The sequence below is a fragment of the Enterobacter sp. KB-221C9 genome (assembly GCF_041320715.1).
Lineage (GTDB): Bacteria > Pseudomonadota > Gammaproteobacteria > Enterobacterales > Enterobacteriaceae > Enterobacter > Enterobacter asburiae_D.
On the sequence record NZ_JBGIWG010000010.1, the window covers coordinates 29221 to 42246 of the forward strand.

Sequence of the window (13026 nt, forward strand, 5' to 3'; positions counted from 1 at the left end):
TGCCGCCTCTTATTTCTCGAAAGGAATGATTGAAATATGCCCATTGCACTCAAGTATGGCATATTTAATGTCGCTTATTTCCGTAATGCCATTATTCTGCCGGGCTGACACCAGAATATCATCGCAGGAGACATCGACTTTTTTCAGCTTATCGGCTAACGGCACGCCGTTCTCGACCAGAATCACGGGAGTGCCATCCAGAATATTCTCTACCGGGGAAAAATATTTCTTCATCAGCCCAAATATAATATCAACCACCACCAGCGTGGTAATGGTAATCATCGCACCGGTGACGGAAAAATCTTGTCCGAGGAGCGCCTGCTGTGTGGCCTCACTAATTATCAAAAGCAGAATGAGATCGAAGCTGGTCATCTGCAGCAGCGCGCGGCGTCCGGCCACCTTAAATACCACCATGAGGAACAGATAAATAGCCAGCGCGCGAAAGACCATATCCATATCTGCCTCCTACGGGTAAATTAATTGCCAGATCTTAATCTCCGGCTCGCTGTTGACGCGGATGACGGTGTTCCATTTACCGGCTCTGGAAGGTGTCGTGAAAAGTAACACAGAGAAGCTGTCTGACTTTTTCAGGTTGTTATAGACAAAAAAGAGGGTCTTCCCGCGGCTGAACATGCTGTCCGGCTGCGGCCAGACGCTGCCGGGCTCATAAACATCGCTGCTCTCGCTGGTCATGCTGAGGGTATACTTCCCCTCGGATTGCACCGGAAACGCGAACTGCATCCGCGTCTCCGTCTCCCGTCGTCCAAAGCGTTCATAATTTATGGTCAGTGATTTAGCGGCATTCGTTTTGACCGTGTCGCTGACCATTCCGCTGGAAAACAGACCGGCAATGGCCGCGACGATAATAGCCAACAGAACAATAAAACCCACCTGACGAAACGCGTATTCAAACGTCAGCAAACGGTAACGCTCATCTATCCCGGGTAACTTTTCATTTTCACGCTTCATGGCCGTCGTCACCGTTTCGCTTATTAACCGATAATTTTGATTTCTAACGCGAATGTTTTTAGGACTTATCACATTTGCCACATAAAGGAATAGCAACAATACTTAATAAGTCAAGACACCCAAAATGAAGGATATCGGATGAAATTATCACTTATTTCCGCTTTATTGATATTTCTGGTTCCGGCCGCATGGGCAGATAATAACGGAGGTTTACAAAAAGGCGAAGCCCCACCGCCGCCCCATGCGCTTGATAGCGGATATCGCGGAACCGACGACGCGCGTATTATGACCATCGACCAGGCAAAACAAATGCACGATGGCGCGACAATTTCACTACGCGGTAATCTTATTGACGGTAGCGGCGATAAGTTTGTATTTCAGGATAAAACCGGAAAAATCGACGTTATTATTCCCCAGGCAGTTTTCGACGGCAGAACGGTAAAACCCGACCAGATGATCAGTATCAACGGTTCGCTTGATAAAAAATCATCTCCTGCCGTCGTCCGTGTCGATCGTTTGCAGAAATAATTCAGCGAAGCGTTAACGCTGCAGTTATCCATCAAATCTCACCCCTTGGCTTAAGGAGTCAGCTATGAGTGATACTAAACAACGTACGAACGCTTACCCGCAGCCCCCGTTCCCGGAACAGCCGCAAACGCCGCCGGGACTGGCATCAGAAATGCAGCCCGTACCCGACCACGGGGAAAAAAGCTATAAAGGACATGGCCGCCTTGCCGGAAAAAAAGCGCTGATTACCGGTGGTGACTCCGGTATTGGTCGCGCGGTCGCTATCGCCTATGCGCGTGAAGGCGCTGACGTTGCCATTAACTATCTGCCTGAAGAAGAAAAAGATGCCGCTGAGGTCATCGAGCTGATCGAAGCCGAAGGCCGCAAGGCCGTCGCGCTCCCGGGGGACGTCCGGGACGAAACGTTCTGTCAGAATCTTGTCGAAGAAGCCGTCTCGAAGCTGGGCGGGCTGGACATTCTGGTCAATAACGCGGGGCGCCAGCAGTTCCGTGAATCCCTTGAAGAACTGACCACTGAGGATTTTGACGCGACGTTTAAAACCAACGTCTATGCCCCTTTCTGGATCACCAAGGCGGCACTGCGCCACCTGAAAGCCTCATCCGTTATCATTAATACCTCCTCCGTTCAGGCGGTGAAGCCCAGCCCCGTTTTGCTGGACTATGCCCAGACGAAAGCCTGTCTGGCGGTGTTTACCAAATCCTTAGCCAAACAGCTGGGTCCGAAAGGGATCCGCGTCAACGCGGTTGCCCCTGGCCCTTACTGGACGGTACTGCAGTCCAGCGGCGGGCAGCCGATGGAAAAAGTGAAGGAGTTCGGTGGCGACACCCCGCTGGGACGTCCTGGTCAGCCCGTCGAGATTGCCCCGCTGTACGTCACGCTGGCCTCGGATGAATGTTCATTTACGTCCGGCCAGGTGTGGTGCTCTGACGGCGGTGACGGCGTGATCTAAACCGAATTGCAACTCGCCCTCCGCAATGAGCAATAAATGAACAAGGACGTTCGCTTTTATTCCCCTGCCGAAAAACATGTTGTAACTCAAACAGATCAAATGTTAAAAATATTTTGCTATCAGGTTATCAAAATTAAACAACTTAACTTGTCACCCGCATCGCTCTGTTTTTAACATCGCCTATGGAAAAAAATGGTCTGTTCAGTCAGCGCATACGCTTGCGCCATTTGCATACATTTGTGGCCGTCGCTCAACAGGGAACGCTGGGGCGTGCGGCTGAAACCCTTAACCTGAGCCAGCCTGCGCTCTCGAAAACCCTCAACGAGCTGGAACAGCTGACCGGTGCCCGTCTTTTTGACCGCGGGCGGCTGGGGGCGCAGCTTACCATCGTGGGCGAACAGTTCCTCACGCACGCCGTTAAAGTGCTGGATGCGCTCAATACCGCAGGCCAGTCCCTGCATCGAAAAGAAGAGCAATCCAGTGAGGTGGTGCGCGTGGGCGCCTTGCCTACCGCGGCGCTGGGCATTCTTCCGCCGGTTATCGGCCAGTTCCACAAGCAGCAGCGGCATACCACTATTCAGGTTGCCACCATGAATAACACCATGCTGCTCGCGGGGTTGAAATCAGGTGAACTGGATATCGGTATCGGTCGAATGTCCGACCCTGAGCTGATGGGCGGCCTCAATTACGAACTGCTGTTCCTGGAATCCCTGAAGCTGGTGGTTCGTCCCAATCACCCCCTGCTGCAGGACACGGTGACGCTAAGCCGCGTGATGGAGTGGCCGGTTGTGGTGTGCCCGAAAGGGACCGTCCCCCGCCAGACCGCCGAAACGTTACTGCAAATGCAGGGATGTACGCTGCCTTCAGGATGTATCGAAACGCTGTCGGCCTCGCTTTCGCGCCAGCTCACCCTGGATTATGACTACGTCTGGTTCGTCCCGTCCGGGGCGGTAAAAGATGATTTACGCCAGGGAACGCTGATCGCCCTGCCGATTACCTCCCCAGGAGCCGGGGAACCCATAGGCATTTTGACCCGGGTGGATACCCCACTTTCTACCGGCGCGCAGACGCTGCTGAGCGCTATCCGTAAATCAATGCCGGTATAAAACCTTTTTCACCCCTCACCCTAACCCTCTCCCCTTAGGGGCGAGGGGACTAGCCCGTGCGTTAATCAAATAATGCGGAATAATCCATTAACAATTGCGTAAAACAATTTAACAGTTTTATCATAACGGTGAATTCACCAAATGGTTCGCAAATCATTTTATAAAACCGAATTCATTCGTATTAATCATTATTCTTCCCGCCATTATTACCCAACTGGTACACACCCGACACGGCGGGGGGATCGAAAGGAGAAAGACATGGCATTTGGCAGCGCGCCGCGCGGGATACCTCGTATTCTGCAGTGGCTTCTTGCCGGACTGATGATGCTCATCGGTCTGGCGGTCGGCGGGTTGGGCTTTAAGCTCGCCACCGTAGGCGGAAGTGGATACTTCCTGATAATGGGCGTGGTCATGGTGATTGCCGCGATCCTGATTTTCCTCAATCGCACCAGCGGGATCGTGCTTTACAGCATCGCGTTTATTGCCTCGCTGTTCTGGGCGGTAAGCGATGCGGGCTGGGATTTCTGGCCGCTCTTCTCTCGCCTGTTTACCTTTGCCGTACTGGCCTTCCTCTGCGCCATCGTCTGGCCTTTCCTGCGTGCTGCGAACCACAGCGCCGCGAACAAGGCGCCCGCTTTTGGCGTCGCGGCCGTGCTCGCGGTGGCCATGCTGGTCAGCCTGGGCTGGATGTTTAAGCCACAAACCCTCGTGGCCGCGAACGAGCCCGTTCCGGTTAAACCCGTCGCGCCAGGCGAGCAGCAAAAGAACTGGGAGCACTGGGGCAATACCACCCACGGCGACCGTTTCGCCGCGCTGGACCAGATTAACAAGCAAAACGTCAGCGATCTGAAGGTCGCCTGGGTTGCGCACACCGGCGATATTCCGCAGAGCAACGGCTCGGGCGCGGAAGATCAGAACACCCCCTTACAGGTTGGCGACACGCTGTATGTCTGTACCCCATACAGTAAGGTGCTGGCGCTGGACGTGGATTCCGGTAAAGAAAAATGGCGTTATGATTCCAAAGCCACGGCCCCTAACTGGCAGCGCTGCCGTGGTCTGGGCTACTTTGAAGAACGTTCAGGCGTGACAACGTCACAGACAGAAACGCCGCCTGCGGCATGCCCTCGCCGTCTGTTCCTGCCTACTACCGATGCCCGCCTGATTGCCATCAACGCGGATAACGGCAAGGTCTGCGAAGACTTTGGCGACCATGGCACCGTTGACCTCAGCGTCGGCATGGGCGAGATCAAGCCCGGGTATTATCAGCAGACCTCCACGCCGCTGATCGCCGGCAATGTCGTTGTGGTTGGTGGACGCGTGGCGGATAACTTCTCCACCGGCGAACCGCCGGGCGTGGTGCGCGCCTACGACGTTCACACCGGTAAGCTGGCGTGGGCGTGGGATCCGGGTAATCCGAACCTGACCGGCCTGCCGCCGGAAGGCCAGACCTACACGCGCGGCACGCCGAACGTCTGGTCAGCGATGTCTTATGATGCAAAACTCAATCTGATTTATTTGCCAACCGGCAACGCCACCCCGGATTTCTGGGCGGGTGAGCGTACCGCGCTCGACGATAAATACAGTTCATCTATCGTCGCCGTGGACGCGACCACCGGTCAGGTGCGCTGGCATTTCCAGACGACCCACCACGACCTGTGGGATTTTGACCTGCCTTCCCAGCCGCTGCTGTACGATCTGCCCGACGGTAAAGGCGGCACCACGCCTGTGCTGGTGCAGACCAGCAAGCAGGGCATGATCTTCATGCTTAACCGCGAAACCGGCAAGCCGGTGGCGAAGGTAGAAGAACGTCCCGTTCCGGCGGGTAACGTTGAAGGTGAACGCTACTCTCCGACCCAGCCGTATTCCGTGGGCATGCCGATGATTGGCAACCAGACGCTGACCGAGTCCGACATGTGGGGGGCGACGCCTGTTGACCTGCTGCTGTGCCGTATTCAGTTCAAAGAGATGCGTCATCAGGGCGTCTTCACCCCGCCGGGTCTCGACCGTTCCCTGCAGTTCCCCGGCTCTCTCGGCGGGATGAACTGGGGCAGCGTCTCCGTTGACCCGAACAACAGCCTGATGTTCGTCAACGATATGCGCCTGGGCCTGGCAAACTACATGGTTCCGCGCGCTAACGTGGCGAAAAACGCCAGCGGCATCGAGATGGGCATCGTACCGATGGACGGCACGCCGTTCGGCGCGATGCGCGAACGCTTCCTGTCTCCGCTGGGCATTCCGTGCCAGAAGCCGCCGTTCGGCACCATGTCGGCCGTTGACCTGAAAACCGGCAAGCTGGTGTGGCAGGTCCCTGTTGGCACGGTGGAAGATACCGGCCCGCTGGGCATTCGTATGCACATGCCAATCCCGATCGGCATGCCGACGCTGGGCGCATCGCTCTCTACCCAGTCCGGCCTGCTGTTCTTCGCCGGCACGCAGGATTTCTACCTGCGCGCGTTTGATACCGCCACCGGGAAAGAGATCTGGAAAGACCGCCTGCCGGTAGGCAGCCAGTCCGGCCCAATGACCTACGTATCGCCGAAAACCGGTAAGCAGTACATCATCATCAACGCCGGGGGCGCTCGCCAGTCGCCGGATCGCGGTGATTACGTTATCGCGTACGCGTTACCCGATAAGAAATAAGATGTGAAAAAGGGACCGAAAGGTCCCTTTTTTGTAGGTCAGATTTTGTAGGTCGGGTAAGGCGACGCCGCCACCCGACACAACACGCCACTCAGAACGTCTCCCAGTTATCCCCGGAAACCGTCGCCGCCGGGCGCAACGGCGCGTTCTTCGCCGCTGGCGCAGACATCACCGCCCGGCCCGACTTTGCACCGCTCAGACGAAACGCGCCGACCGCCTCGGTCAGGCGTGCGCCCTGCTCTTCCAGAGACGCCGCTGCTGCGGAGGCCTCTTCCACCAGCGAGGCGTTCTGCTGGGTCACTTTATCCATCTCGGAAATCGCCTGACTCACCTGGACAATACCGCGGCTCTGTTCGTCGGACGCTGCGGCAATCTCCAGCATGATGTCGGTTACGCGCTTAACCGCGTCGACGATTTCATTCATGGTGTTACCGGCGGCGACAACCTCACCGGAGCCCTGGTCAATCAGCGAAACCGATTCGTTGATCAGGCTTTCGATCTCTTTTGCGGCATTCGCACTGCGGCTTGCAAGGGTTCGGACTTCACTGGCCACCACGGCAAACCCGCGCCCCTGTTCACCCGCACGCGCCGCTTCTACCGCCGCGTTAAGCGCCAGGATATTGGTCTGGAACGCAATGCTGTTAATCACCGCGGTAATCTCAGAGATCTTCTTCGAACTGGTGGAGATATTGCCCATGGTTTTGACCACGCCGGAGACCATCTGACCGCCGCGGCTGGCTTTACCGGAGGCATCTTCCGCCAGCTTGCTGGCATGATGGGCGTTATCGGCGTTCTGTTTCACCGTTGCGGTCAGCTGTTCCATGCTCGCGGCGGTCTGCTCAATGGCCGCGGCCTGCTGCTCGGTGCGCGAAGAGAGATCGGTGTTACCGGCAGAAATCTCGCTGGTTCCGCGGTAGATCTCCTCCGCCCCCTGACGTACGGTGCCCACGGTGTTTTCCAGCGAGTGCTGCATGGTTTGCAGATCGCGCGCCAGGCGGCCAATTTCGCTGCGCCCGACCAGATCGTCCGGCATCGTCAGGTCGCCTTTGGCGATATTCTCGATACGTTTCGCTGCACGCTGCAGCGGATTGATTACGGTACGGCGCAGCACAACAAAGGTCATCGCCGTCAGCACCAGCGCCAGCGCAAACGCGCCCACCATAAACATCAGGCCCAGCTGCGTGCGGCTGTGCGCCTGCGCCGTCAGCGTATTCGCACGGTCGGTACGGATCTTAATCGCCTTCAGCAGAACGGCGTTGTAAGCGTCATCCAGCGGGCGCGCCTTTTCGTTTTCGTGGTTGATAATCGCTTCGAACATGCCGTTTTTGGCGAATTTCACCATCGGCTGCATGCCCGCGATATAGGCGTCGTACCGCGCCTTGAGATCCGCCTCCAGCGCTTCACCCTCAGCGGTGCGCACGGCACGATTCATATAGGCGGTAAAGCTCTCCTGGGACTGCTTAATGCGCGTTTCCGCCTCGCTGATGTTCTGCTTCATCGCATCCATCTCCGCGATACGGCTTGCCGCACCGGCGTGGATCAGGTTGATACGCGCGGTTCGCAGATGGTTTGAGCTGTTCGACAGCCCCATACGCACCTGAATTTCGGATGTGACATCCTGCTGATCGCGATCGGCCTGCAGCAGGAAATAACCCGCCAGACCCGAGCTCAAGGCAAACAGAAGAATAATGCCACCGAGAATGGAGGAAAACAGCGGAACCAGCCTGATGTGATGCAAGAAGCTCAGCTTACGCTGCGCCAGCATCGAAGTAGTGTTGTCCATGACCGTCGACTCTCTTATAGGTAAGATGCGTAAAAACACGCCTGTTAAATAGTCATCGGCACGGCAGAGATTTAGATTACGGCTAAAAACGCCGCACTGGTCACACTTTAGAGAAGATTATTAAAGAAACGCCAGCGGCGAAAAACCGCTGGCAGAAGAGTTACTTGTCGCCGAAGTGAATGACGGTACGGATGGATTTTCCTTCATGCATCAGATCGAACGCCTCGTTGATCTGCTCCAGCGGTAAACGGTGGGTAATGAACGGATCGAGCTGAATCTTGCCAACCATGGCATCTTCAACCATACCCGGAAGCTGGGTACGCCCCTTCACGCCGCCAAATGCCGAACCGCGCCACACGCGTCCGGTGACCAGCTGGAATGGACGGGTTTTGATCTCCTGACCCGCACCGGCCACGCCAATGATGATGCTCTCGCCCCAGCCTTTGTGGCAGCACTCCAGCGCGGAACGCATGACGTTCACGTTGCCGATACATTCGAAGCTGAAGTCAACGCCGCCGTCGGTCAGCTCAACGATGACGTCCTGAACCGGTTTGTCGTAATCTTTCGGGTTCACGAAATCGGTCGCGCCCATTTCACCCGCCAGCTTGAATTTCTCCGGGTTGGTGTCGACCGCGATGATACGACCAGCCTTCGCCTGCACCGCGCCCTGAATCACCGCCAGACCAATGCCGCCGAGACCGAACACCGCTACGGTGTCGCCCTCTTTGACCTTTGCCGTGTTATGCACCGCGCCAATACCGGTGGTTACGCCGCAGCCCAGCAGGCAGACTTTATCCAGCGGCGCCTGCGGGTTCACCTTCGCCAGCGAGATCTCCGCGCAAACGGTGTATTCGCTGAAGGTGCTGGTGCCCATGTAATGATAAACAGGCTCGCCGTTATACGAGAAACGGGTAGTACCGTCCGGCATCAGCCCTTTCCCCTGCGTGGCGCGCACCGCCTGGCAGAGGTTGGTTTTACCGGATTTACAGAACTTACACTCGCCGCATTCCGCCGTGTACAGCGGGATCACGTGGTCCCCCGGCTTCAGGCTGGTCACGCCCTCGCCCACTTCCACCACAATCCCGCCGCCTTCATGGCCGAGTACCGCCGGGAAGACGCCTTCAGGATCGTCCCCGGAGAGCGTAAAAGCATCGGTATGGCACACGCCGGTATGGGTGATTTTGATCAGCACTTCGCCTTTCTTCGGCGGTGCCACGTCGATTTCAACGATTTTGAGCGGCTGGCCGGGGCCAAATGCGACAGCAGCGCGAGATTTCATATGTCTTCCCTTTTTGTCAGGTGTGTGGGTTTATTTTAGATAAGAGCGCAGCAAATGGCCGACTTCCGCCATGCGTACGGCTCGCTGATCCGGCGTGGTTTCCCCCGTTACCAGCTCATCTTTGAGGTGAATTTCAACCATTTCGCCCATCAGGCCATTAGCAGCCCCGCGTACGGCGGCAATTTGCTGCAGGATGGCCAGACAGGGGTCGCCCGACTCCAGCGCGCGTTCAAGGGCATCAACCTGGCCCCGAATGCGACGGACGCGGGTAAGAATACGTTTTTTATCTTCGGGTGAATGCGGCATACGCCCTCCGTTAAGATACTATAGGGGGGTATTGTATCTTCTAAAGCAACATTATGTAAACATTAAGTTTTACATGTTTATCAGGCATTTACGCGGTATATACAAAAGGCACTATCGGACATAAAAAGACTTTTTACTGCCCCAAAATTGCCCCCAAAATTCACTCTTTTGCGTAACTCCTTCCAGTTTCGCAACAGACCTCTTTACGCACCTCAGGCTGATCAGCATAATCGCCACGAATCCCTTTGTAAGACTTAACCAGCGCGCGCTACTCAATAATTGTTCTCATACAGTCGAGCAAAGTGATGTTGAGGTTTTATGCAGATGATATGACAGGGGTACTGTGCCGTAGCACGTTCGCGAATACCCTGTCGTATCGCCGGAAAGCAAAAACCCCGCAGGTGCGAGGTTCTCGTTATATTCAAATTGTTCGCTTTTCGTCGCTGCCGTTGCGGCGCAGCTCTACCAAGCATGAAAGGATTATCGAACTTCTTGGTCTATACTCAATTTTTTTTACTAATTGAGCACGATTCATTCATTTAATAATTTTTTAACACCCCCGCCTTGCCACACATATTGAAAATAATAAAGAGAACTGAGTGTACTATCACACCCATGTCTAAATGCAGTGGCACTTATCGCATACTTTCTGTTTTAAATAATAGATAAAATTTATTTTTACAACATGGAAGGATTTACTTATGTTTCGAGGATTAATATTCGTTTTTTGTATGTTATACGCATTCGCAGGAATGGCTCAAGATAAATTATTATCTGCAAACCTGACACCGCAGCAATTCATTAAAGCATATAATAAGGATATCAGCACCTTAGGGAAAAAATTCAGATCCGCAAGAATTATAAACAGTGAAGGTTCAAAAGATGGAAAGATGATCCAGTTTCACATCTCACCTCAAATTGCAGGATTAGGATGGGTAAGCGAATCAGGAAAACTTACGTCTGTGATGTGGCTTATCGGCGGCAAAGGGTTGAATGCCGCAGATGCACTAGCCTCAATATGCTCCATGATGGATTCTTTAGATGATAGCTTGATACTTAAAGATACGGGACCACTCGTTACCAGCTACATTAATAACGAATTGGATTCCACTCCAGTGGAGTTTAACACCGAAGATAACAAGTATCAGATAAGCAGATCTGATGAATACGGTATAATGATTCAGGTTTCCCCATTATAAAAAAATGGCCGGGAGCCCCCGGCCGCACCTCTTTTTCCTATAAATATGTTCTCGTCGCAAGGTAAACTCAGGCTCTGAATATCTCTAAACACCACCGCACGCGCTTACGTGCCTCATTTGCTGTAAGCCATGGGGCGATCTGCTGTATGTCGCGTGTGAGGTCTGAAATTTTCTTTCGCGTCGTGTAATAGCTTGTCCCGATGAAGTTGGCCGTTTCCAGCAAATTTGCGCCATCGTGAGTCAGAGAGAGTTTACGGGTGTTTCTGTAGAGCAACGCGCAGCCAAGGTTTTTTTCCAGCTTTGATAAATGCGTGCTTGCCGTAGCGGTTGTAAGCCCTAACGCTTCTGCCCCACCTGAAATGGATCCTGCCTCAGCAATCTGTGCAAACACTATCAGATAACGGATGTCATCAATCATTTATCGTCCTGTTGCGACGGCGTTTCTGCGAACTTCTCATTCAATCATAGAGTTACGATATCGTACTTTCCTCCCCGGCCGCATATCTTTTTATTGTGTTGACTATTGCGCCCTACTAATTTTGCGAGGCGCTGCAGTGTCAACCCGGCGACATCCTCTCCTGGGAGCCGGACAGCCCGGAATGACGCGCCTGCGCCAGCATTTGCAGCGCCTCCTTAAGCCAGCGGGTCGCGCCCCGCTGTCCGCTGCGTTTATGCGAGTAAATTTTCACTTCAAACGTGCGCATCGAAAACGGTAAAGGAAAAATCCTCAGGTCCGCTGCGGCAGTCAGCTTCTCAGCGGCAAAACGGGGGATCGCCATCAGCAGGTCGCTTTCCGCAACGATAAACGGCGCGCTGAGCATCGACGGCGTTTTGATCGCGATTTGTCGGGTATAGCCCAGCTGTTCGAGCCGCACGTCCAGAACGCCCTGCTTTTCATTCCATGGCGTCACCACCAGGTGTCGGGCTGCGAGATAATCCTCCAGCGTCAGACGCGTCCGCCGCGCGCTGCTGATGACCACATACTCATCTTCAAACCAGCCGATCTCTTCCAGTTCCGGGTGCCGGATATCATCCTGAGTGCTGAACCCCAGCGCGAGATCCACTTCGCCCGCCAGCAGTTCCGTCAGCGCCGGGCTGTGCGGCAGATAGCGCAATTCGAAACGCAAACCCGGGGCAGCACGCTGCAGTTTGTGCATCAGCGCGGGGAAAATGCACAGCGCGGTAAAGTCCGTAATCCCAATTTGTAAGCTTTCGGTACTGCTGGTCGGGTCAAACTCCGGCTGCGGAGTCAGCTCATGATTCAGGAACGACAGTGCGGAAGCAATGGAGGGCGCAAGCTGAGAGGCATACACGCTGGGGGACATGCGATGCCCTTCCCGAAAAAATAGCGGGTCATTAAGGGTGATGCGCAAACGCGACAGCGCATGGCTCAGGGCCGATGTGCTCATCGCCAACTCATCAGCGGCAAGCCGTACGGAACGGTGGCGGTAAATCGCGTCGAAAACGGGCAGCAGGTTTAAATCAAGGCGCCTCAGTACCGGATGCATAATATTCATCATTTGTTGATTTCATTGCACTTAATTCTTCGGACAATACTCCGTATGCTTAACGCCATCAATCGAAACGCAGGCTTAAAAACAGGAAAAACAATGAGCATAAACATTCGCCAGGCCCGCCCCGAAGATGCGGCGACAATTTACGCCATGATCTACGAGCTCGCGGTGTACGAAAAAGCGCCGGAAGAAGTGGTGACCACCCCAGAGGAGATCAGGGAAACGCTCTTTGGCACCGGCGGTAAAACCGAAGCGTTGATCGCGGAGTGTGAAGGTAAGATCGCCGGCTATGCCGTGTTCTTCACCAGCTATTCAACCTGGCTCGGACGCAACGGTATTTACATGGAAGACCTGTACGTTTCCCCGGATTATCGCGGTAAAGGCGCGGGAAGAGCGCTGCTAAAACATATCGCGCAGCTCGCGGTAAAACGTCAGTGCGGCCGCCTTGAATGGAGCGTGCTGGACTGGAACCAGCCTGCTATTGATTTTTACCTGAGCATCGGCGCGCTGCCGCAGTCCGAATGGGTTCGCTATCGTCTTGATGGCGACGCACTGCTGAGTTTTGCCGAATAAGAGGTCAGTTTGGATATCGAAAATTATTGTACGTTAAGGATAATTTTTGACCACTCATCTGTTGTGAGAAAACGTAGTGGAAGCGAAGCTGTAAAAGCAGACATTTTACAAAACGAGTGGATTTAGAGACTGGAAGTGTCAAAAAGGATCTCAAGAAGATCCTTTTTATTCGGTACATAT

General features: G+C 54.4%; 13 protein-coding genes and 1 pseudogene. 7 read left to right on the plus strand and 7 right to left on the minus strand.

The window, feature by feature from the left end; genetic code table 11:
* Positions 1-9 precede the first annotated feature (9 nt).
* A complete protein-coding gene (locus AB8846_RS15575) occupies positions 10-456 on the minus strand; it encodes a DUF421 domain-containing protein (protein ID WP_370733088.1) in 447 nt (148 codons plus the stop codon).
* A gap of 9 nt (positions 457-465) precedes the next feature.
* Positions 466-969: a hypothetical protein gene (locus AB8846_RS15580; RefSeq protein ID WP_370733089.1), complete on the minus strand. Its 504-nt coding sequence runs from the start codon at positions 967-969 to the stop codon at positions 466-468.
* A gap of 138 nt (positions 970-1107) precedes the next feature.
* On the opposite strand from AB8846_RS15580, the gene AB8846_RS15585 reads away from it, so the two are divergent.
* The 4 genes from AB8846_RS15585 (at position 1108) to AB8846_RS15600 (ending at position 6192) form a co-directional block, all read left to right on the plus strand.
* Positions 1108-1497 (plus strand): YdeI family stress tolerance OB fold protein, encoded by a 390-nt coding sequence (locus AB8846_RS15585; protein ID WP_063142825.1) that lies wholly within the window; start codon positions 1108-1110, stop codon positions 1495-1497.
* 64 nt (positions 1498-1561) lie between these two features.
* Positions 1562-2446 (plus strand): SDR family oxidoreductase, encoded by an 885-nt coding sequence (locus tag AB8846_RS15590; protein WP_370733090.1) that lies wholly within the window; start codon positions 1562-1564, stop codon positions 2444-2446.
* A gap of 182 nt (positions 2447-2628) precedes the next feature.
* Positions 2629-3552 (plus strand): LysR substrate-binding domain-containing protein, encoded by a 924-nt coding sequence (locus AB8846_RS15595; protein ID WP_023335657.1) that lies wholly within the window; start codon positions 2629-2631, stop codon positions 3550-3552.
* A 258-nt stretch (positions 3553-3810) separates the two neighbouring features.
* Positions 3811-6192 (plus strand): glucose/quinate/shikimate family membrane-bound PQQ-dependent dehydrogenase, encoded by a 2382-nt coding sequence (locus AB8846_RS15600; RefSeq protein WP_370733091.1) that lies wholly within the window; start codon positions 3811-3813, stop codon positions 6190-6192.
* 91 nt (positions 6193-6283) lie between these two features.
* Here AB8846_RS15600 and AB8846_RS15605 read toward each other — a convergent pair whose 3' ends face one another.
* From AB8846_RS15605 to AB8846_RS15615, 3 genes are all read right to left on the minus strand, one after another.
* Positions 6284-7975: a methyl-accepting chemotaxis protein gene (locus AB8846_RS15605; protein WP_063142828.1), complete on the minus strand. Its 1692-nt coding sequence runs from the start codon at positions 7973-7975 to the stop codon at positions 6284-6286.
* Between the two features lie 160 nt (positions 7976-8135).
* Positions 8136-9254: an S-(hydroxymethyl)glutathione dehydrogenase/class III alcohol dehydrogenase gene (locus tag AB8846_RS15610; RefSeq protein ID WP_331412337.1), complete on the minus strand. Its 1119-nt coding sequence runs from the start codon at positions 9252-9254 to the stop codon at positions 8136-8138.
* Between the two features lie 30 nt (positions 9255-9284).
* Positions 9285-9560 carry a metal/formaldehyde-sensitive transcriptional repressor gene (locus AB8846_RS15615; RefSeq protein ID WP_003857256.1) on the minus strand — a complete coding sequence of 92 codons (276 nt, stop codon included), beginning with the start codon at positions 9558-9560 and terminating at the stop codon, positions 9285-9287.
* 701 nt (positions 9561-10261) lie between these two features.
* On the opposite strand from AB8846_RS15615, the gene AB8846_RS15620 reads away from it, so the two are divergent.
* Positions 10262-10759, plus strand: a complete 498-nt coding sequence (locus AB8846_RS15620; RefSeq protein ID WP_370733092.1) for a hypothetical protein — start codon at positions 10262-10264, stop codon at positions 10757-10759.
* Between the two features lie 67 nt (positions 10760-10826).
* On the opposite strand, the gene AB8846_RS15625 is transcribed toward AB8846_RS15620, so the two are convergent.
* A complete protein-coding gene (locus AB8846_RS15625; protein ID WP_370733093.1) occupies positions 10827-11177 on the minus strand; it encodes a LysR family transcriptional regulator in 351 nt (116 codons plus the stop codon).
* A 131-nt stretch (positions 11178-11308) separates the two neighbouring features.
* On the opposite strand from AB8846_RS15625, the gene AB8846_RS15630 reads away from it, so the two are divergent.
* Positions 11309-11362: a hypothetical protein gene (locus AB8846_RS15630; RefSeq protein ID WP_370733176.1), complete on the plus strand. Its 54-nt coding sequence runs from the start codon at positions 11309-11311 to the stop codon at positions 11360-11362.
* Here AB8846_RS15630 and AB8846_RS15635 read toward each other — a convergent pair.
* A pseudogene (locus tag AB8846_RS15635) lies at positions 11356-12279 on the minus strand (LysR family transcriptional regulator); the annotation flags it as partial. The gene AB8846_RS15630 and the pseudogene AB8846_RS15635 sit on opposite strands and share 7 nt — an antisense overlap.
* A 90-nt stretch (positions 12280-12369) precedes the next feature.
* Between AB8846_RS15635 and AB8846_RS15640 the strand changes: the two are divergent.
* On the plus strand, positions 12370-12846 hold the full coding sequence (locus AB8846_RS15640) for an N-acetyltransferase family protein (protein WP_370733094.1): 477 nt from the start codon (positions 12370-12372) through the stop codon (positions 12844-12846).
* Positions 12847-13026 lie beyond the last annotated feature (180 nt).